The 17,843-nt window shown below is 67.8% G+C and carries 19 protein-coding genes, 1 tRNA gene and 1 pseudogene; 10 read left to right on the plus strand and 11 right to left on the minus strand.

From position 1 onward, the window contains the following. Positions 1–94: 94 nt before the first annotated feature. The gene (locus tag FG385_RS20180) at positions 95–793 is read left to right on the plus strand and encodes a response regulator transcription factor (protein ID WP_139098437.1); all 699 of its coding nucleotides are present in this window, start codon (positions 95–97) and stop codon (positions 791–793) included. A 37-nt stretch (positions 794–830) separates the two neighbouring features. Then, positions 831–1,877, plus strand: a complete 1,047-nt coding sequence (locus tag FG385_RS20185) for a sensor histidine kinase (RefSeq protein ID WP_139098332.1) — start codon at positions 831–833, stop codon at positions 1,875–1,877. Position 1,878: 1 nt separating this feature from the next. Here the strand turns inward: FG385_RS20185 and FG385_RS20190 are convergent, their stop codons facing one another. Further along, positions 1,879–2,943, minus strand: a complete 1,065-nt coding sequence (locus FG385_RS20190; RefSeq protein ID WP_139098333.1) for an NAD-dependent epimerase/dehydratase family protein — start codon at positions 2,941–2,943, stop codon at positions 1,879–1,881. An 87-nt stretch (positions 2,944–3,030) separates the two neighbouring features. Between FG385_RS20190 and FG385_RS20195 the strand changes: the two genes are divergently transcribed. Together FG385_RS20195 and FG385_RS20200 are read left to right on the plus strand one after the other, a co-directional pair. Continuing rightward, positions 3,031–3,531, plus strand: a complete 501-nt coding sequence (locus tag FG385_RS20195) for a MogA/MoaB family molybdenum cofactor biosynthesis protein (protein WP_139098334.1) — start codon at positions 3,031–3,033, stop codon at positions 3,529–3,531. A 5-nt stretch (positions 3,532–3,536) separates the two neighbouring features. Next, the gene (locus FG385_RS20200) at positions 3,537–3,728 is read left to right on the plus strand and encodes a hypothetical protein (RefSeq protein WP_139098335.1); all 192 of its coding nucleotides are present in this window, start codon (positions 3,537–3,539) and stop codon (positions 3,726–3,728) included. A gap of 704 nt (positions 3,729–4,432) precedes the next feature. On the opposite strand, the gene mscL is transcribed toward FG385_RS20200, so the two are convergent. From mscL to FG385_RS20220, 4 genes are all read right to left on the minus strand, one after another. After that, positions 4,433–4,858: a large-conductance mechanosensitive channel protein MscL gene (gene mscL, locus FG385_RS20205; protein ID WP_139098336.1), complete on the minus strand. Its 426-nt coding sequence runs from the start codon at positions 4,856–4,858 to the stop codon at positions 4,433–4,435. A 96-nt stretch (positions 4,859–4,954) separates the two neighbouring features. Further along, a complete protein-coding gene (locus FG385_RS20210) occupies positions 4,955–5,410 on the minus strand; it encodes a hypothetical protein (protein ID WP_327436856.1) in 456 nt (151 codons plus the stop codon). A gap of 163 nt (positions 5,411–5,573) precedes the next feature. Continuing rightward, on the minus strand, positions 5,574–5,909 hold the full coding sequence (locus tag FG385_RS20215; protein ID WP_139098338.1) for an FmdB family zinc ribbon protein: 336 nt from the start codon (positions 5,907–5,909) through the stop codon (positions 5,574–5,576). Positions 5,910–6,165: 256 nt separating this feature from the next. Then, positions 6,166–6,762: a 5-formyltetrahydrofolate cyclo-ligase gene (locus FG385_RS20220; protein WP_139098339.1), complete on the minus strand. Its 597-nt coding sequence runs from the start codon at positions 6,760–6,762 to the stop codon at positions 6,166–6,168. Positions 6,763–6,786: 24 nt separating this feature from the next. Between FG385_RS20220 and FG385_RS20225 the strand changes: the two genes are divergently transcribed. From FG385_RS20225 to FG385_RS33985, 6 genes are all read left to right on the plus strand, one after another. Then, positions 6,787–7,689, plus strand: a complete 903-nt coding sequence (locus FG385_RS20225; RefSeq protein ID WP_139098340.1) for a UTP--glucose-1-phosphate uridylyltransferase — start codon at positions 6,787–6,789, stop codon at positions 7,687–7,689. Then, complete coding sequence (glp, locus tag FG385_RS20230; protein ID WP_139098341.1) at positions 7,689–8,957, plus strand: molybdotransferase-like divisome protein Glp; 1,269 nt, start codon at positions 7,689–7,691, stop codon at positions 8,955–8,957. Before FG385_RS20225 ends, glp begins: the two co-directional genes overlap by 1 nt. A gap of 15 nt (positions 8,958–8,972) precedes the next feature. Beyond that, positions 8,973–9,632 carry a GNAT family N-acetyltransferase gene (locus FG385_RS20235; RefSeq protein WP_200834566.1) on the plus strand — a complete coding sequence of 220 codons (660 nt, stop codon included), beginning with the start codon at positions 8,973–8,975 and terminating at the stop codon, positions 9,630–9,632. A gap of 144 nt (positions 9,633–9,776) precedes the next feature. Further along, the gene (gene sepX / locus FG385_RS20240; RefSeq protein ID WP_139098342.1) at positions 9,777–10,532 is read left to right on the plus strand and encodes a divisome protein SepX/GlpR; all 756 of its coding nucleotides are present in this window, start codon (positions 9,777–9,779) and stop codon (positions 10,530–10,532) included. 55 nt (positions 10,533–10,587) lie between these two features. Further along, a tRNA-Ala gene (locus FG385_RS20245) sits at positions 10,588–10,663 on the plus strand. 166 nt (positions 10,664–10,829) lie between these two features. Next, entirely contained in the window at positions 10,830–10,973 is a 144-nt protein-coding gene (locus tag FG385_RS33985; RefSeq protein ID WP_160148847.1) for a hypothetical protein, read from the plus strand. A 366-nt stretch (positions 10,974–11,339) separates the two neighbouring features. On the opposite strand, the pseudogene FG385_RS35650 reads toward FG385_RS33985, so the two are convergent. The 6 genes and pseudogenes from FG385_RS35650 to FG385_RS33990 form a co-directional block, all read right to left on the minus strand. Beyond that, positions 11,340–12,401 (minus strand): annotated as a pseudogene (locus FG385_RS35650) (recombinase family protein); the annotation flags it as partial. Positions 12,402–12,596: 195 nt separating this feature from the next. Then, positions 12,597–13,031 (minus strand): recombinase family protein, encoded by a 435-nt coding sequence (locus FG385_RS20260; RefSeq protein ID WP_160148848.1) that lies wholly within the window; start codon positions 13,029–13,031, stop codon positions 12,597–12,599. Between the two features lie 231 nt (positions 13,032–13,262). Further along, entirely contained in the window at positions 13,263–14,228 is a 966-nt protein-coding gene (locus tag FG385_RS20265) for a hypothetical protein (RefSeq protein ID WP_139098344.1), read from the minus strand. Between the two features lie 117 nt (positions 14,229–14,345). After that, complete coding sequence (locus FG385_RS20270) at positions 14,346–15,170, minus strand: replication-relaxation family protein (protein ID WP_139098345.1); 825 nt, start codon at positions 15,168–15,170, stop codon at positions 14,346–14,348. Between the two features lie 199 nt (positions 15,171–15,369). Further along, a complete protein-coding gene (locus tag FG385_RS20275; protein ID WP_200834567.1) occupies positions 15,370–17,562 on the minus strand; it encodes a type IV secretory system conjugative DNA transfer family protein in 2,193 nt (730 codons plus the stop codon). Continuing rightward, positions 17,555–17,800 (minus strand): hypothetical protein, encoded by a 246-nt coding sequence (locus FG385_RS33990; RefSeq protein ID WP_160148849.1) that lies wholly within the window; start codon positions 17,798–17,800, stop codon positions 17,555–17,557. The genes FG385_RS20275 and FG385_RS33990 overlap by 8 nt, the downstream gene beginning before the upstream one ends. Positions 17,801–17,843 lie beyond the last annotated feature (43 nt).

Raw genomic sequence — 17,843 nt, forward strand, 5'->3', positions numbered from 1 at the left:
AGTTCTTACCACTATGTGACGGTTTCCGTGGAGTCGCTTTCGCGGCGCCAGGGCGGGGGCTAAAGTGCGTCTGTCGACGTTCTGGTAGGTGGCTGTGTCCGAGCAGGGGCGGATCCTCGTCGTCGATGACGACGAGACGGTGCGTGATGTGGTCCGGCGGTACCTGGAGGCAGGTGGGTTCACCGTGGACGTCGCCGGCGACGGGGCGGCGGGCCTGCGGTCGTTCGCGCAGCGCCCGGCGGACCTCGTCGTGCTGGACGTGATGATGCCCGGGATGAGCGGGCTGGAGGTCTGCCGGCGGTTGCGGGAGACGAGCCAGGTGCCGGTGGTCATGCTCACGGCACTCGGCGAGGAGGAGAACCGGATCGCCGGCCTGCAACTGGGCGCGGACGACTACGTCACCAAACCGTTCAGCCCGCGCGAACTGGCCCTGCGCGTCGGCTCGGTGCTGCGGCGCGCGCGGATGCCCAGCGTGCGACCGGCTCCGTCGGAGGTGGCGGACGGTGATCTGCGGCTGCAACCGGGCGCCCGCCAAGCCACTTTGGACGGTGCGGAGCTGCCGCTGACCGCGCGCGAGTTCGACCTGCTCGCGTTCTTCCTGGGGCATCCAGGCGTTGCCTACTCGCGGGCGGACCTGCTGGAGAAGGTGTGGGGCTGGGACTTCGGCGACCAGTCCACGGTGACGGTCCACGTGCGCCGGCTGCGCGAGAAGATCGAACCGAACCCGGCGAAGCCGACCCGCATCGCGACGGTGTGGGGCGTCGGGTACCGGTACGACCCGGTGTCGTCGTGACGCCGCTGCCGGCTCGCGTGGACGCTGAGGTGACGCCGTGATCGGGTCCGGTGAACCCTGGCAGGAGATGCTCGCGCACGTCTGGGCCATCCTGCCGTGGGCGCTGGCGTTCGCGGTGCCGGTCGCCGCGGTCGGCGGGCTCATGTTGTACGTCCTCAGGCGCGGCTCGCTCGCCACGACGATGACCGTGCTCGTGCTGATCCCGGTGCTGGCCACCTTGTCCGGGGTGCTCGGCATCAGCGGTTTCATGTTCACCCCCGCGCTCACGACGATGCTGCTGGTGTGCCTGCTCGTCGCGCTGGTGACGGTGCCCGCCGCGATCGTGCTCGGCCGGGCGATCGCGCGGCGCAGTGTGTGGGAGCGCGAAGCGCGCGAACGCGAGCGTGCCGCGGAGTCGGCGCGGCGGGATCTGGTCGCGTGGATCAGTCACGACCTGCGCAGCCCGCTCGCCGGCATCCGCGCGATGGCGGAGGCACTCGCGGACGGGATTGTCTCGGACTCCGACGAGGTCACGGACTACGCGACTCGCATCAGCGGCGAGACGGCCCGCTTGTCGGGGATGGTCAACGACCTGTTCGAACTGTCGCGCATCACGGCGGGCGCGCTGCGGCTGACGATGTCCGCCGTGCCGCTGCGGGACGTCATCAGTGACGCGATCGCCGCGCAAACCGTGGTCGCGAACCAGAAGAAGGTGCAGGTCCTGGCGGATGCCCAAGTGTGGCCCGTGGTGGCAGGCAGCGACCCTGAGCTGACCCGGATCGTCCGGAACCTCGTGTCGAACGCCGTCCGGCACACCCCGCCGGACGGCACCGTGGCCGTCCATGTGGCTGTGGACGGCGCGGAGGCTTTGCTGGCGGTCGACGACGGTTGCGGCGGGATCCCGGAGGACGAGATCGACCGCGTCTTCGAGGTCGCGTTCCGCGGAACGCAGGCGCGTACCCCGGACCGGTCCGGGGGGACCGGCGGCGGCCTCGGCCTCGCGATCGCGAAGGGGCTCGTCGAGGCGCATCAGGGGCATATCGGGGTGCGCAACCACGGGGAGGGTTGTCGTTTCGAGGTCCGGCTGCCGCTGGCCGCGCCCTGACTCAGGGCTGGGGTGCGGAGTCGCGCAAGGGTGCGGTCGCGAACGCCGCGATGCCGGTCTCGAACGGGACAGTGGCGCGGAAGCCGAGGACCTTTTCCCCGCGGGCGGGATCGGCGACGACGTGGCGCACGTCCGCCGGGCGGGCGCCGCCGATGATGCGGGGTGCCGGGCCGCCGCACGCCTTGGCCAGTTCGTTCGCCAGTTCTCCGACGGTGTGCGAGGTGCCGGAACAGACGTTGACGGCGGTGAGTTCGCCCGGCGAGCCATCGGCCTCGAGCGCGAGCAGGTTGGCGCGCGCGACGTCGTGCACATGGACGAAGTCGCGGCGCTGCTTGCCGTCCTCGAGCACGGTGGGCGCCTCACCGCGAACGAGAGCCGAGCGGAACAGCGAGGCGACCCCGGCGTACGGCGTGTTCTGCGGCATCCGCGGGCCGTACACGTTGTGGTACCTCAGTGCCCACACGGTGCCGCCGGTTTGCCGTGCCCATGCCCCCGCGAGGTGCTCCTGGGCAAGCTTCGTGGCGGCATAGGTGCTCCGCGGGAGCAGCGGCGCGTCTTCGGGTACGAGTTGAGGCTCCAGCCCCTGCCCGCATTCGGGGCAGGTCGGCTCGAACCGTCCGGCGTCCACGTCGGACTGCCGCCGCGGCACGGGGAAGACGACGCCGTGCCGCAGGCACGAGTACCGGCCTTCGCCGTAGACCACCATCGACGACGCGAGTATCAGCTTCGCCACCCCGCTCGCGTGCATCTCGGCAAGGAGGACGGCTGTCGCGTAGTCGTTGTTCAGCGTGTACATCGGCGCGTCCGACGGATCCAGCCCGTGCCCGACGACCGCCGCCTGATGGCAGACCGCGTCCACTTCGGACAGCAGTTCGCGCAGGAGCCGCTGGTCGCCGACCCCGCCCCGGACGAACCGATGCGGCTCGACGTAGCCGGGCGGGGTGCTCCCGCCGTGTGCCTGCGGCAGCAGGTCGTCCAGCAGCGTCACGGCATGGCCGGCGCCGGTCAGCAGGTCCGCGGCATGGGACCCGATGAACCCGGCGCCGCCCGTCACGAGTACTCGCACACCCTCACGCTAGGGCGGTGTGCGGGCACGCGCAGTAGGCCGGACGTGGGCGTCAGACTTCGGTAACAACGGGCTAACGTGTGCCCCATGGAACGCAGTGCACAGCGGCTCGGCCGCGCTCTCGTGGTGATCGTCGACGACCGTGCTGCGCATGGCGAGCACGACGACACTTCCGGGCCCCTGGTCACGGAACTGCTGGAGGAAGCCGGCTTCATCGTGGACGGCGTGGTCGTCGTACACGCCGACACCGTCGCCATCCGCAATGCGTTGAACACGGCGGTCATCGGCGGGGTCGACCTCGTGATCACCGTCGGCGGCACCGGTGTGTCCCCACGCGATGTCACCCCGGATGCGACCGCGGGCGTGCTCGATCGCCCCATTCCCGGCATCAGCGAAGCGCTACGCTCCTCCGGCCTCGCCGCCGGCGCCGTCGATGCGGGCATCTCCCGCGGGCTCGTCGGCGTGTCCGGCAGCACGCTGGTGGTCAACCTCGCCGGCTCGCGCGCGGCCGTGCGGGACGGGATGGCCACGCTGTCTTCGCTGGTCCCGCACGTAATCGACGAGCTTTCCGGCCTCGACGCCTCCTGAAGCCGTTGTCCGCCGACGAACGCGACGAGCAGGCCCAGCCGGGCCCGCCGGCCCCGAATCGGGACCGGCGTGAACTGGACGCGGTCTTCGGAGACCTCCTGCCGGACACCACCTCCGACGAGCGCGAACCGGAGTCGCCGAGTGGCGACCGCGAGGCGTGGTACCGGGAGAACCGCCCCCCGCACCACGACCGATAGCCCCGCTGCACCCACAGTCGGTGGCCGGCTGCACGACGGCCGACAGCCCGCGGCACCGGCCGGTAGCCGCTGCCGGCACTACGGCGGGGCCGGTAGCCCGCTCCCGTGTACGACAGCCCGCGAACGCGTGGGAGGCGGCGCCCCGCCACGCCTGGGGCCGGGGTCCGCAGCGTCGCGGCCCGACTGCTCCGCCGGGCTCTTGATGTCTGCTGGCCTACGCGCCGGACCTTCGGGTCGCGCCGGTGCGACCAGCCCCGGACTTTCGGATGGCGCGGGTGTCTTGTACGCGGAGCATGCTCATGTGCGCCGGACTTCCGGATGGCGCGGCTGCGGCCTGCCGTGGACCTTGGGAGACGCTGGTGTCACCTCCGCCCGACCTCTGGATGGCGGGGGCGCGGCCTGCCGTGAACCTTCGGATCGCGCCGGTGAGGCCTGCGTGCCGGACGTTCGGATCGGGCGGGTGAGGCCAGCCTGCCGGACCGTCGGAGAGCGCTGGTGTCACCCTGCCCCGGATCTTGGGATGGCGCCGCTGCGGCCTGCACGCTGACCTTGGGATGGCGCTGGTGCCACCCACCTCAGACCTCTCGATGGCGCGGCCGCGACTAGCCCCGGCCCCTCGGGCGGCGCGGGTGTCACCTGCCCGGACCCTCGAATCGCGTGGTTACGACCTGCCCCGGCCGACAGCCCCACCGGTCACACAGGCGTCAGTACCTGCTCGCCTCCTCCCTGTCCTGGCGTCCGCGCTGCTCGCGCAGCAGGTCACGGATCTCGGTCAGCAGTTCGACGTCGGTGGGCTCGGCGGGGCCCGCCTCTTCGCCGTGCTTCCGGCGGTCCTGGATCTTCTTGACCGGTAGCACGATGATGAAGTACACGACCGCGGCGATCAGCACGAAGTTGACCGCTGCGTTGATCACGCCACCGAAGTCGAGGAACGTCGAGTCATTGCCGCTGAGGACGTTGAAGCCCAGCCCCTTCGCCGCATCCGTCCCGCCGATGGCGTTGATCAACGGCTTGATCAGCCCGTTGGTGAACGCGGTGACGATCGCCGTGAACGCGGTGCCGATGACCACCGCGACCGCGAGATCGACCACGTTGCCGCGCATCAGGAAATCTTTGAAGCCCTTCAGCATGTGTACTCCTTCGTCGCCGGACCTGGCTCAAGGCCTGTTGGCGGGGGCGTGGTTACGACTTGCCCTGGCCGGCAGCCCCATCGATCACCAACAGGTCTAGCGGAGGGTAACGGCCACCGGGTTTCGCAGTGACATCGCCGCCACCTGTGTCGCGGTTTCGGCGGGCACGGCGATCAGTACGAGCGGCCCCTTCGGCTCTGCGCCCACGAGCCGACCGGCATTCTCCGGCGGAGGGCGGATGTCGACGACCGTCGCCATACTCGCCAGCACTTGGCGGCGCTCATAACCGCCGTCGACGGTCACCACATCCACCCGCGTTCCGGGCGCGAGCAACTCCGCCACACTCGCGTCCGCGAGGTGGATCGGAACTGTGGACAAGCCGGGCTGCCCGGTCAGCGGGACATCGGGACTTGCCCGAGCGCGTGCTGGCTCGGCCTGCGTTGGTGGCGACGCGGCCGGGCGGGTCGCCAGTACCGCGGCGACGAGCAGCAGGCCGACGGCGACGACGCGCCGGAAGAACAGAAAACGCTTGCCACGTAACCGAAAACGCAAGCGGTTCCAGGAGGAACGGGGCGGGAGACGCATCGCGGGCACACTCCGGATCGTTGGTGCGGCGGCGATCGTTCGCCGCCGTCACCTCGACGTTAGAAGTGCGCCCGAGGAAGAGGAAGAAGATCTTCAGGCACCTGTGGACAACTGGGTGCCTGTGGATAACTCAGGAGGCGGCGGCAGCCGGAGCTGAACTGCTGCTCGACGAAGACGAGGAAGACGACGAGGACTCGGACTTGCCCGACCCGCTGTCGCCACTGCCCGACGAGGACGAAGACGACCCGGAGGCGGCCGGCTTGCTCGAGCCGGCCGAGGACTTCGAGTCGGAACGCGAGTCGTTGCGGTAGAAGCCGCTGCCCTTGAAGATCACGCCAACGGCGCCGTAAAGCTTGCGCAGCGGGCCGGTGCACTGCGGGCACTCGGTCAAGCTGGCATCGGAGAACGACTGCACGGCCTCGAACTGGTGACCGCACTCCTTGCAGGCGTACTGGTACGTGGGCACTGCTGCTCCTTCGCGCATTGGCACTCGATCCGCGAGAGTGCTAACACTTCACGATACTTGGCCATTCCCTCGCAGGTCAAACGGGGTTTTCGGGCACCGCAACCGAGGCCGGGCTCGCTCCTCGCCGGCGGGGTGCGCCGCCGGTGGCGGTGGCCTGGCTGTTTACCGTCAGTTGATCACAACGGCCTCCGGCACTCCGGGAATGTCGGTGGGTCATGAGATGTTGGTCACCGGCGGCAGGGCGCCGGCGGACGAATCACGGGATCGGCAGCGGGACGAGCCCCAGTCCGGGCGTCAACGCCGCGGTCATCCGGATGTCATGAGGTTCGGCGGGGAGGTGTTGCACCAGTTCGTCATCGCGGACCACCGCGGCCAGGGTGGCGTCTTCGGCCGCGTGCGGCAGCGAGCGGTCGTAGTAGCCCGCGCCACGGCCGAGGCGTGCACCGGCGTGGTCGACAGCCAGTGCGGGCACCAGGACGAGACCCGCTTCGCGCAACGAAGCGGGTGCCAGCCGGGCGCTCACCGGCTCGAGCACGCCGCGCAACCGGCCTGGTGAAAGCGCTTGCGGGCCTGTGTACTCGGCCCATTCGAGAGCGGCCGGCGCGGGCGGGATCACCGGAAGCAGGACGCGTGCGCCCTTGTCCCGCAGCACATCGAGCCAGGCGACCGAGCCTGGTTCGGTGCCGAAGGGGACATAGCAGCACACCGTCTCCGGCAGGCTCATCGAGGCGACCGCGTCGACCAGGGCGCGCGCCTCCGACACGCGTCGGGCCGGGGGGAGACCCCGGCGCGCGGCCGCAAGCCGGGCCCGCCACTCGCCCTTGCCCAGGTCGTCGGTCCACCCGGCACACATAGTTGCAGGTTAGGCTGTACCGCCATGACGGGCGCCTTCGACAACACCTCGTTCCGGACCGCGATCGTCCCCGCCGCAGGTCTGGGGACGCGCTTTCTACCTGCGACGAAAGCCGTTCCGAAGGAACTGTTGCCGGTGGTGGACACGCCGGGTATCGAGATCGTCGCGGCCGAGGCGGCGCAAGCGGGTGCGAAACGTCTTGTGATCGTGACCTCACCGGGTAAGGAAGCGGTCGTGAACTACTTCCGTTCCTCGCCGGAGCTTGAGGAAAACCTCGAGCGCAAGGGCAAGACGGCGCTGCTGGAGAAGGTGCGCCGCGGGCCGGGCCTGATCGATGTCGAGGTCGCCATCCAGCAGGAGGCGCTGGGGCTCGGCCACGCGGTCGCCCAGGCCGAGCCGAACCTGACCGACGAGGACCATGCGGTCGCGGTCCTGCTGCCCGACGATCTTGTGCTGCCGGTCGGCGTGCTCGAGCGGATGTCGGAGGTCCGGTTCAAGCACGGCGGCAGCGTGCTGTGCGCCTTCGATATCCCGAAGGAGCAGATCTCACCCTATGGCGTGTTCGATGTCACCGATACGGACGAAGAAGACGTCAAGCGCGTGCACGGGATGGTCGAGAAGCCCAGGCCCGAGGATGCCCCGTCGACCTACGCCGCGGCCGGCCGATACCTGCTCGACCGGGCGATCTTCGGTGCGCTGCGCCGGATCAAGCCCGGCACTGGGGGCGAACTTCAGCTCACCGACGCGGTGGCACTGCTGATCGAAGAGGGACACCCGGTACATATCGTGGTGCACCGGGGAGGCCGGCACGATCTGGGCAACCCCGGCGGGTTCCTGCGGGCGGCGGTCGATTTCGCGCTGGACCACCCGGAGTACGGCCCGTCGCTGCGCACCTGGCTCGCCGAGCGAATCGAGAACGAAGGCTGATGACCCCGCCCACCCCGGAGCCGCCCGAGGCCGCTGAGCAGGAGTTTCGTCCCGTCGACGAGCAGGTCGCGCTCGTGCTGGAGTCGGCCGTGCGGCCGCGTCCGGTGCGCGTCGCCATTTCCGAGGCGCAGGGCCTGCTCTGTGCCGAGGAGGTTGTCGCGGAACACGCCCTGCCGGGCTTCGACCAGGCTGCCGTGGATGGGTACGCCGTGCGCAGCGTCGACGTGCGCCCGGTCGAGGACGAGCCGGTGCAACTGCCGGTGGTGGGCGAGATACCGGCCGGGTCCCGGCAGCCGCGGCGGTTGCAGCCCGGCCAGGCCGTCCGGGTCGCGACGGGCGCGCCGCTACCGACCCTGGCCGACGCCGTCGTGCCGATTTCGTTCACGGACGGGCATCCGGCCAACGTCACCGTGCACCGCTCGGTGCCCTCAGCCGCGTACGTGCGGCGCACCGGCGAGGACGTGCAGATCGGCGACGTCGCGGTCCGCCAGGGCGACACGATCGGCTCCGCGCAGGTCGGCTTGCTCGCGGCGGTCGGCCGGTCGAAGGTGCTGGTCTACCCGCGGCCGCGGGTGTCGATCGTGTCCGTCGGCGACGAACTGGTCGACATCGACCGCACGCCGTCGGTCGGTCAGGTCTACGACGTGAACTCCTACGCGCTGGCCGCCGCCGCGCGGGACGCCGGCGCCGAGGTCAGCCGGGTCGGCATCGTGCCCAGCGAGCCGAAGCGGCTGCGTGAAGTGGTCGAAGGCCGGCTGCTGATGTCGGAGGTCGTGGTGGTGGCCGGTGGCGCGGGCGGCTCCGCTGGTGACGAGGTGCATGCCGCGCTGTCCGATCTGGGGCGCATCGACATGAGCCGGGTCGCGATGCATCCCGGATCCGCGCAGGGTTTCGGGCGCCTCGGCCCCGATTCGGTGCCGACGTTCCTGCTGCCCGCGAATCCCATGAGCGCGCTCGTGGTGTTCGAGGTGCTGATCCGCCCGCTGATCAGGGCGGCTCGTGGGACCCGGAACCCGCATCGCCGCATAGTGAGTGCCCGGCTGCTCTCGCCGCTCGCCTCGGCCAAGGGGCGCAAGGGCTTCCTGCGTGGCCAGCTGCTGCGCGACGAGAACACCGGCGAGTACCTGGTTCAGCCGCTAGGTACCTCGGGCGCACATCTGCTGGCTTCGCTCGCCGAGGCGAACTGCCTGGTCAACGTGGACGAAGACCTCACCGAGGTGCCGGCGGGCGAACAAGTACGGGTGACCTTCCTCGCGCAACGGGTGTAACGGTTAAATACGCCGGTGCAGGCAGTGACCTACGACCTAGAAGCCCGGCACCCCGGCTGGCCGGCAAGACCGGGGCCGCTCAAGGTGAGGGCCGGTGTCGTCGCGTTACGGCCGATCAGGGTGCGTGACGCGGGGGACTGGTCACGGATCCGGCTGCGGGACCAGAACCATCTGGAGCGCTGGGAGCCGACGGCGCCCGGGCCATGGGCCGACCGCAACGGGTTCTGGTCGTGGCCGACGCAGTGGCTCGCGCTGCGCGGGCTGGCACGGCGTGGCCAGTGCCTGCCGTTCGTGATCACGGTTGACGGGGACTACGCCGGCCAGATCACCGTCGGTAACGTGATCCGCGCCTCACTCCGGTCGGCATGGATCGGTTACTGGGTGTCCTCGACCGCGGTCGGTGGCGGCGTCGCGACGGCGGCCGTCGCCCTACTTGTCGATCATGCGTTCAGTGCCGGCGGGCTGCATCGGATCGAGGCGACCGTGCGCCCGGAGAACGAGCCGAGCATCCGGGTGCTGACCAAGGCCGGTTTCCGGCAGGAAGGGCTCTTCCAGCGGTATCTCGACGTCGCCGGGGATTGGCGCGACCACCTGTGCTTCGCGATCACGGCCGAAGAGACCGGGCCTGGACTCGCCGCCCGGCTGGTGCGGGACGGGCGCGCCGAGTACGTGTGAGATCGGCGCTACCACATCCGCTTCTTTTCACCTGATCCGGTGGCCACTTTTCACGTCGTCAGCGGCGTGGCGTCCAACGATCTGTTACTCCTGTGGCTAGCGTGACGGTATGTAGCAGGAGTCGGGGGAGGTGTACAGAGGGAGATGCCCAGCTCACTGATCATCGTTGCGCTCGCGGCGGCGTGGCTCGTCGTGCTCGTGCCCATGATCGCGCGGAAGCGTCAGTCCGTCGTGCAGACGACTGATGCGGCGCTCGCGGCGCGCGTCGTGCGGAGCGGAAGCGGGGAACGGGAGACCGCCATGACCGAGACCGTGCAGGAGACCGCCGAACCCGAGCCGGAAGAACTCGAGGACGACGAGTACGAGCACCGGCAGGCCCGCGCCGTCGAAGAGTTCGCGGAACCCGACGACAGGCCCCGTTACCGGCCTGGGCGTGGCGGTTTCGATCCCGAGGCGGCGGAGATCGCGGCACGCGCCAAGTACGGATTCCGGCAGCGCGTCGTGCTCGGCCTCATCCTGCTGGCCGTGGTGAGCGCGGTGGGTGGCGGTTTCCTCTCTGGGATGTTCTGGTGGGGCCACGGCGCGATCGATATCGCGCTGGTCTCCTACCTCGCCTACCTCCGGCGGCAGGTCCGCATCGAGAACGAGATCCGGCAGCGGCGGCTCGCCAGGCTGGACCGCGCCGCCCGCCGGCGCCCGATGCCCCGCCGCGAGCCTCGGGAGGAGTACGAGGCGCCCGATGAACTGCAGCGCGAACTGGTCGGTATCGAGCGCCGTCCCTCGCCCGTTTCTCGCATGCGTGGCAGCGCCGTGGTCGTCGATGTGGACGACGAGGACCCGGCTTTCCACGAGCTGGACGACCCGGGCCAGCTCCCGTTCCGGCGGGCGGTCGGCGAGTAACCCCCCTCGCCCGACCGCCTCCGGGCGGTTGCTATGCTTTGCGGGCTTTCAACAAGGGGCTGTAGCGCAGTTGGTAGCGCGTCTCGTTCGCATCGAGAAGGTCAGGGGTTCGATTCCCCTCAGCTCCACCATGGAAGGCTTACTAGAACACGGGGCCAAAACGATGCCCTGTAGCAGGCCTTCCAGGTTGTACGGCACGATCAGGCCGCTCCCTCCATGGGGAGCGGCCTGATTTGCGTTGGGTGGCTGGGGGGCGGACGTCGCGCGTTGTGTGTCGGCTGGCGCGGCCTGAAGGGCGTGGAGCTGCGCGAAGGGGGCGATGAGGTCGCTGGAGGTGATCTCATCGTCTTCGAGGTAGAGGCTGGTGAACAGCGCCTGGTTGAGCATGCGGCGCTGTTCGTCGTCGCAGCGCAAGTAGAGCGCCTGGGCGTTCCCCAGTAACGCGAGGCATGCCTCGACAAGTTCCGCGGCCTCGGCGAGGTCCTTGCCAGTGTGCTGTAACCGCTCCGTGAGTCGGGCGCGTTGCTCCTCGATCTCGTGAAGTTTGGTTTTGATCTTCACCTTGGCGCTGCTGGTGAGGTCAGTGAGGCCGAGGTCGAGCAGGTTAGTTTCCTGGGTGTCGAGGGCGTTGAGTTGCGTGGTGAGCTGCTGGTGCAGCAGGCGGGTGGAGGCCTTCTGCTCGCTCACGATCTCCGCGAGTTGCGCGCGGGTGGTGGCGACGAAGTCCGAGGCGAACTCGATGGTGGCGTAGTGCTCTTCGACCAAGTCCTCGACGTGGGCGATGCTCACGTAGCGGCTGTCGCACGTACCGTTTTGCCTGTTGCGGCAGAAGAAGTACATGTACACCTGACCGCGCCGGTTGACCGCGCGTTGAATGATTATTCGTCCACGGCGGCCGGCACGGTGGCAGCGTCCGCAGAACAGGCTGCCTTTGAGGTAGTGGTGGTGGACGCGCTGGCGTTCCTGTGCGGCGGTGCGGGTGGCCAGGATTGCCTGCACCTGGTCGAACACCTCCGGTGCGATGAGAGGCTCGTGTCGCCCCTGGTACTCCTCAGCGGCGATGCTGACATAGCCGAGGTAGTACCGATCGCGCAGCATCTCCGACATCTTGCTGATCGATACCTCCTGCGCCGGGGTTTTCGCGGTGGCGCGCGTGCGTAGACCGCGATCGCTGAGTTCTTGGACGAGGTCGGCTTGTGTCCAGTTGTTTGTGGCGTAGAGCTCGAAGGCCAGCTGCACGAATGGGGCGCGTTCGGGGTCTACGGCGATGGTGCGGATCTCGCCACCATTCGGGTTGGTTTCCCGGACGTTGAGATAGCCCAGCCGGGCTCGGCCCACGCTGCCGCCGTTCTTGACCTTCTGGCTCATCTTGTACTTGATGTCCGCGCCGCTGGCCTGGGATTGGTACTGGTCGACGGCGTGCAGGATGGTCTCGATCAGCTCGCTCTCGGGGCCTTCACCCATGTCGATGACCGTAGAGACAATCCGGGTGCCAACCTTCTTGAGATCCCGCTTCACGATCCCGGCGTCGACCGAGTTCCGGAACACACGGTTGAAGTGGTAGACGATGACGTAGTCGATGTCGCCTTGGGCCTTGACCCAGGCGATCATCTCCTGGAAGGCCGGGCGCTTGTCGATGTTGGTGGCGCTGCGTCCGGGCTCGACGAACTCGTTGACGACCTCGGCATCGAGTTGCTGGCCCTTTCGCTCGCCGGCGACCCGCTGCGCGGGGATGGAAATGCCTTCGGGGTCGTAGTCGGTGTGCACCTGCCCGGGGGTCGACACACGAAGGTAGAGAACGGCCCGCTTACGGCGCTTGACGCCAGCGGCGGACGCGGCCACTTTGCGGTTCAGAGTAGTGTCACTCATGCACGTGGCCCCAGCCGGTTCGTATTAGTCACTGTGTCCCTCCCTTTCTTTCGCTGTGTGGATGGGACAGTTCATGCGCGTCGTCACAAGCACGTGTTGACGAGCTGGTGTCGTTGCAGACGCCTCGGGCCGTGCACGCCACGGCGATGTGATCAGCACAGGCTCCCCAGTCACGTTCCCTGTTCGTGCTGCTGTTCACAGCGTTCCTCCTTCCCCCTCTACTTTCGGATGCGATTCCCCACGAGGGTCTTCGTTCGCCCAGTCAGCAACCGCCTGCATGAGGCCGAGCGGGTGCGCGCACATCGCTTGGTATTGATCGAGCGGCGAAGAGGCGGCAACTAGTTTGGCTTTGGCTTGCTGGATTCGCCAGGCAACGCGCGTGTAGACGTGCATGTCTTTGGCGATTGTGGAGTGATCGGGCACGATGACGTAGTCGATCTCCTCGCCCGGGGCGATATCGTCCAGCATCAATCCGAGCTGGTCCCGGTCGTCACTGAGATCTGGTCCGATATCGATGTACTCCGCGACGACGCGCGCGCCGAGTTCATTGGCTCGACGTTCGCACAACTCCCGTGCGGCGGCAATTATGTTGCCACCAAGGTCTACATGAGAGAATCGCAGATACGTCACAGCTCGGGGAAGCTCGTTCCTGCTGTCTTGTTTGGATCGCATAGAAGCTAAAATCTCCTTTCTTTATTGGTGGTGATACGCTTAGACTCTGTGGCCTTTTCAATTGCCACCTCCGACAATAGCTCGTTTTCTTATTAATTCCAGTATTGATGACTATTCCGCATCGTAATGCGGCAATTACTGTCGGCGTTTTCGGGGAAATCTCGCAGCCGTAATCGTGGCTTGCGATTCCTACTTCGTGAATACGTAGAATTTGCCGTCGAGTTCGACGATGTCCCACCCCGCGCGCACCAATTCCTCGAAACTGATGTCGTCACGCGCCAACTCGAGCAGTTCGGCCTCGCTGTGGGTGCCGCCGACCAGGTCCGTGGTCAGGTCGTCCATGGAGTCGTAGGTGCCGACGTAGAAGTCCAGGAAGCTCTTGATCAGGTCGGTACGGGCGGGGTCGATGGCCGGCAGGCTCAGGTAGGCCCGGAACGCATCGCCATGCCGGGTGATGCCGTAACGGATCAGGAGATCGTTCGGTAGATCGCCCGCATCCAGGGCTGGTTGTCCGGCCTGACGCCCGAGGCTGGCGTTGGCGGCGAGGTAGTGCGCCAACGACAGTGCCCACGTGCTGATGTCCGGCGCGCCCAGGGTGCGCTCCCGGATGAATTCGCATTCTTCGGCGATGACGACCGGGTTAGCGGCACCGGTTGCGGCGAAGCGGCTCATCTCCGAACCGGGCGGGAGCAGGTGTGCCAGCAGTCCGGCGATGACCTTGGCGTCGTCGGTGGAGATGGGCGCGCCCTGGGCGTCGGCCTCGGCGCAGGTGCTCCGCAAGCGTTCGACCATGTCGTTGAGCGCGTCTTCGTCCAGCGTGTCATCAGGTGTTGTTGCGTCGCCGGAGGTGCCGGCCGTATCGGGCAGGTTGATCACGTACATGCCGAGCCAGTTGATCCATTCCCGGATCTCTTCGTCGGTGGTGCGCTGGTAGAGCTCGGCGAGCTCTTTGGCGATCGCTTCACGGTCGGCACGGCCGGTGATCGCGAAGTGGTGCAGGGCGCCGCTCATCGGGTCGTCGCGTTCGTTGGCGAGTGCACGGGCCAAGGTGCGGGCGCCCCACTCCGGAACTTCGCCGCCGTCTGCTTTGGCTTCGCCGATAGCGTCCCCGATGACGTCGACCAGTGCGTCGTCTTGTCGGATGACGCCGGTCATGTCTATTTCGTCTCTCGGCATTCGTTCGATTTCTGGACCGGTTGAGTCCCGGTCGTCGTTTGGGTTACGTGGTAGTCGTTCCATGGGTATATCCCTCCTTTCGGTAAGTGGTTGGTGTTACGGCGCGTCAGGAGTTGCTGTCGGTTCGGCGTGGCCCTGTCGGATGAGCTCGCTGAACTCGTCAGTGGTGACCACCCGAAACAGGCCGGGCTGGATGGCCTTGTCGGCCGCCAGAGCCGCCTGAATAGCCCGCTGCCGGGCCGTGTCGGGGACGACCCAGGTCACGGCGGGGAAGAGGCCGTGACGGGCTTGGTGGGCGCCAGTGGCGGCGTAGCGCTGGTAGACCTTGGCTTTGCGCACCACGACCGGTGGGTGCTCGGTGGCGAGGTCTGCCTCGATGAACCAGTGATCTTCGTACTCGCCGTTCGCGGTGATCGCGTACAGGTCCGGTTTGAGCCACTCGACGTTGCCATGCGGGCCGACGAACGATCGCCAGCAGGATGGCTCGGTGTCCACACTGACGACTTCGACCGCGCCATCGCCCTGCAGTTCGTGGAGCTGCACGGCGAGTTCGGCGATGGCCAGCGTGTGGGCGGCGAAAGCGGGAGTGGGCTCGACGTAGCGGCGGCGCTGCTTCTCACCGTGCATGGTGCGTAGCAGTCGTTCCCCGACGGAGGCGAGCTGCCAGACGACGCCGGATGACCCCGCCCGGACGCCGCCGATGCGCCGTTCGAGACGTGCGACGAGTCTATGGTCGTGGAGTCGGGTAAGGACCCGCATGGTGGCTCCGGCGGCGGCGGTGATCGTGGCGTGCCCGCGGCCAAAGTGCAGTCGCTGAATCTGGTTGGTGGTGAGCAGGCGATGGGCGCGCAGCGATTCCAAGATTGCGATGTCCCGTTCGGACAGTTTCATAAGCAGGTTGGTGACGGCCGCCGGACTCATACGCTGGCCTCCTGGCTGGCGGCAGGTGCCGCCGGATGACCCCCGAATAGGGGGTCAGTCCCATCCCACAAGGTAGGGGCTACGGGGGTTGAGCTGGGGAAACGTATGGAGGTGGGCAACGTGAAGACAGGGGCGGACAGACGGCCGAACACTGCTTTCGCCTCATTCACCACCGTCGTCTCCAAAGACCGGTGGTGAGTCATCGCGGCCGCCTCCGCTTCCGGCCAACCACCTCGACCACCATCGGCTCGACCGCATCCGTGTCTGGAACTGCCTGGGACTGGCTGTTGGTGTCGTCCGGGGTGTTCGCAGGCGGGACGGTCGGAGCGTGATTCGTCCTGGCGACGGCGCGCACGGCTTCGGGGTCGGAGATGGCTGGGGGCGCGGGCAGGGTTTCGACCAGTGCCCAGCCGGAGGGGTGGCCATCGGCGACGAGGTTGACGTAGGCGTGGTACTTCGGCAGGGCCAGGAAGTCCTCGGTGCTGAGGTCGCGAGTCAGCTTCGCCGTGTCGCGGGCGTCCTCGAACTCGGTCGCGAACTGGATCTTCGAGCGCGCGTTCATGTCGACGGCGGTCCTGAGCGCGGGCGGAAACTGACTGCGGAACTGCGCGGCCAGGAACCAGCCGACGCCGAGCGACCTCGAGACGGCGAGCGCGTCGGCCAACGAGACTGGCAGGTTCAGGAAGCGTGGCGCCTCGTCGATGTAGACGACGCCGACCTGCGTCGACGCGCCAGGTTCGTCAGCACGTTCCTGGGTTGCCTGCCACAGATCCGCGATGACCAGCGACCCGAGCAAGGAGGCCGTGCCTGGCCCGATGAGGCCCTCGTTCAAGGGAACGAGCACGATTTTGTTGTCGCGGAAGATGTCGCGCAATCGAAACGCGCTGGCTTGCTGATCCAGCATGCGGATCAGCGCCGGCCGGAGGAGGAACTGGCGCAGCTTATTCATGGGTGCTGCGGTCATCGCGGCTTGCGCAGCGGGTGTTTGTGCTTCGAACGACGCCCAGAACCCGGCGAGCGCCGCGTCCGCCTGAATCCGTCCGACCTGCTGGCGGCGGAATCGGGGATCGGTCCACAGCTTTGGCAGGTCGAGCAGCGTGGCCGGACGTTTCGTCGTGCTGGCTCGTGCCAAGGTCCGAAGCCCTGCGGAGAAGAGGTCCGCGGTGCGCGGCCCCCAGCCGTCGCGGAACACGGCCTCGAACACCGCCATCAGGCCATCGACCACGACGTCCGGGTCACGGTTGCCGACTTCGAGCGGGTTGAAGCCCACCGGCTCCAGCTCGCTGGCGTCGACGAGCACGACGTCGTTGACCCGGTGCTCGGGGATGCGGGCGAGGATGTCCTGGATGAGCTGCTTCTTGGGGTCGAGCACGGCGATGGGACGACCGGCGTCGACGTCCGCGCAGATCAAATTCAAGAGCGCTGTGCTCTTGCCCGACCCGCTGGGGCCGTACGCCGCGCCGTGGAACGTCTGGTCCTGCGGTGAGATCCCGAGTAGCCGCTTATCGCCCGGTGCCGCGCTGTGAGCAAACACGCGCGGGCCGGTGTGCACCGAAGATGCCGCTCGTGGCCGCTTCGGATGCACTGGTGGCAGACCCGGCAGCTCGCCGTCCCCGAGCGGGAACGCCAACAGGCCGATCAGCTCGCTGACCGCCAAATGTAATGGCCAGCGCCACGGCAGACGAACGAGGTTGAGCGCGGCGGCCGACTCCCGAACCAGGTCGATACGGACACCAGCGGACTGCGCGGTCGCCAGACTGCTCAGCAGCCCAGCGGTGAGACGGCGACGCCGGGCTCGGTCCGGGCTGGCCGCACCCAAACGGATGGTGGCAGAGAACCCGCCTTCGCTGTAGCGCTCCTTGAGCCGAGCCCGCACCTCCGCGCTGGCTGGCCTCGTGCCACCTATGAGGGCGTCGACCAGTGTGCTGTGCGGATCGGGCGCGGTCCCGGACACAATCTTCGGCGCGTGTCGAGGGCCGAGGACCACTTGGAGTACCTGGTGTTCGCCGGTCTTCATTGGTGCGGCCAGCGCCGACAGCAATGCCCGTGTGGTGGCCTCGGCCGCGAGCGTGAGCAGCGGCAACCCTGGCGGCTGAATCTTTAGCCGCCCTGCTGTCTCAACCGCGGGCCGCGGCTCAGTGCGGTTCAGGTTCGGGCTGGTGAGCACGGTGCCGGGAATCAGGTCGCTCAGCAGATGCCGCATATGGTGCAGGTCGGTCGGGCGGGACCCGAGCAGATGCCGCGTACCGTCCTGGTCGGCGCGTACCTCCAGCACCACGCGCGGAGCGTCACGATCGGCGGCGAGCCGGGCCAAGAAGCGCGTCACCACACCAAGATCGAGCGGCCTCGGCAGATGCAGGCCCGAAAAGACAAGGTCGCTTGCGTTAGGCATCCTCGACACCTCCGGGCTGCGACTGGTGACGTGTCGAGCCCTCTGGCTCGACATCGTCTGCAGATCGGCTGGCGTGCTCAGCCTGCGCCTCACGTTCAGCCTGGGCCATGGCCAGGCCGATCAGCGCCTTGCTGAGTTTCGAGACATCCACTGGGTCGCGGCGAACACCACGAACCGTGTACCGTCGTTCCTCGCTCGATCTTGAGCTGTTGTTACGCTTCTTTTTGGCATGGGCCATAGACCACCTCCTTCCAATTACACGAACTATTGGCGTGCCACCC

Source organism: Amycolatopsis alkalitolerans (genome assembly GCF_006152065.1).
GTDB lineage: Bacteria > Actinomycetota > Actinomycetes > Mycobacteriales > Pseudonocardiaceae > Amycolatopsis_E > Amycolatopsis_E alkalitolerans.

Coding starts and splice junctions, on each gene's coding strand:
- FG385_RS20195 (WP_139098334.1), top strand. CDS start 3,031: ATGGAACGCAGTGCACAGCGGCTCGGCCGCGCTCTCGTGGTGATCGTC.
- mscL (WP_139098336.1), bottom strand. CDS start 4,858: ATGCTGAAGGGCTTCAAAGATTTCCTGATGCGCGGCAACGTGGTCGAT.
- FG385_RS20220 (WP_139098339.1), bottom strand. CDS start 6,762: ATGTGTGCCGGGTGGACCGACGACCTGGGCAAGGGCGAGTGGCGGGCC.
- FG385_RS20225 (WP_139098340.1), top strand. CDS start 6,787: ATGACGGGCGCCTTCGACAACACCTCGTTCCGGACCGCGATCGTCCCC.
- glp (WP_139098341.1), top strand. CDS start 7,689: ATGACCCCGCCCACCCCGGAGCCGCCCGAGGCCGCTGAGCAGGAGTTT.
- sepX (WP_139098342.1), top strand. CDS start 9,777: ATGCCCAGCTCACTGATCATCGTTGCGCTCGCGGCGGCGTGGCTCGTC.
- FG385_RS20265 (WP_139098344.1), bottom strand. CDS start 14,228: ATGACCGGCGTCATCCGACAAGACGACGCACTGGTCGACGTCATCGGG.
- FG385_RS20270 (WP_139098345.1), bottom strand. CDS start 15,170: ATGAGTCCGGCGGCCGTCACCAACCTGCTTATGAAACTGTCCGAACGG.
- FG385_RS20275 (WP_200834567.1), bottom strand. CDS start 17,562: ATGCCTAACGCAAGCGACCTTGTCTTTTCGGGCCTGCATCTGCCGAGG.
- FG385_RS33990 (WP_160148849.1), bottom strand. CDS start 17,800: ATGGCCCATGCCAAAAAGAAGCGTAACAACAGCTCAAGATCGAGCGAG.